Raw genomic sequence first — 1,432 nt, forward strand, 5'->3', positions numbered from 1 at the left:
CCACGTCGAGGGCGACGACCGCCCCTACGAGAAGGAACTGGACGCGTTCGTGACGGCCGTCGAGACGGACGACCCCGCCCTTCCCCGGTCGCCGTACGCCGACGCGCTCCGAACGTTCGAACTCACGCTGGACGCCACCGACGGCCTCGCCGTCGCCTGAGGCGCGCTACTCGTCTTCAGCGAGGCGCTCCTGCCACTCCTGCACCCGTTGCACGACGTCCAGCGGCGACTGCGCGTTCACGTCCGTCTCCCGGAGTTCGTCGACGACGGCCGCCAGTTCGGGGTCGTATCGGACGCCTCGTCGTCGCCGGCGTCGCCGGAGTCGGCACCCCCGACGGCCTCGGTTCCGCCGTTCGCCGCCCGACGCGTCTGCTGGACGGCGGCGGTGCCGTTCTCGCGCCGGTCGTCGGCCGCCGTCCCGGCCGCGCCGTCGTCCGTCGAGCCGGAACTGAACTGCCCGGACGACAGGTCGAACACGGCCTGTACGGGGCCGTCGCTGCCGCCGCCTCTCGCCTCGATGGCTTTCTCCGCGCGCAGTCTCTCCAGCACGTCGCCGGCGCGGGAGACGACCGGTTCCGGAACGCCCGCCAGGTCGGCGACGTGGATGCCGTAGGACCGGTCGGTCGGACCGTCCTGGACGGTTCGGAGGAACGTCACGCCGCCGTCGCGTTCCTCCGCCGCGACGTGGACGTTCGCCACCCGGTCGAGGTGGTCCGCCAGCGAGGTGAGTTCGTGGTAGTGCGTCGCGAAGAGCGTCTTCGCGCGAATCTCGTTGTGCAGGTACTCCGTCGCCGCCCACGCGATGGAGATGCCGTCGTAGGTGGCCGTCCCGCGGCCCACCTCGTCGAGGACGACCAGCGAGTCCTCGGTGGCCGAGTGGAGGATGTTCGAAAGCTCCTGCATCTCCACCATGAACGTCGACCGGCCCTGCGCGAGTTCGTCCAGCGCGCCGACGCGGGTGTAGATGCCGTCGACGACGCCGATTTCGGCCGCGCGAGCGGGGACGAAGCTCCCCACCTGCGCGAGGAGGACGATGAGCGCGGCCTGTCGCATGTACGTGGACTTCCCGCTCATGTTCGGCCCGGTGACGATGAGAAAGCCCCGCTCGCGGTCCATGAACAGGTCGTTCGGGACGAACTCGGTCGTTCGCTCTACTACCGGGTGCCGGCCCGCCTCGATGCGGACGGGACCGGGTTCGGCCAGCGTCGGGCGCGTCCAGTCGTTGCCGGCGGCGTGCGCGGCGAGGGAGGCCAGCACGTCCACCTCGGCGAGGGCGCGCCCGACGTCCTGCAGGAGTTCGGCGCGTTCGGCGACGCGTTCGCGGAGTTCGCAGAACAGGTCGTACTCCAGTTCGCCGCGGGCCTCCTCCAGCCGGAGAATCTCGCGCTCCCGTTCCTCTAACTCCTCGGTGACGAACCGCTTCGAGCGCCCG

At 70.8% G+C, this 1,432-nt stretch carries 1 protein-coding gene; it reads right to left on the reverse strand.

From position 1 onward, the window contains the following. Positions 1–237: 237 nt before the first annotated feature. Positions 238–1,432, reverse strand: a 1,195-nt coding sequence (gene mutS, locus GJ632_RS21445) for a DNA mismatch repair protein MutS (RefSeq protein ID WP_394351849.1), incomplete at its 5' end; no start/stop codon positions are given.

Origin of the sequence: Halogeometricum sp. CBA1124, assembly GCF_009741955.1 — an archaeon.
GTDB lineage: Archaea > Halobacteriota > Halobacteria > Halobacteriales > Haloferacaceae > Halogeometricum > Halogeometricum rufum.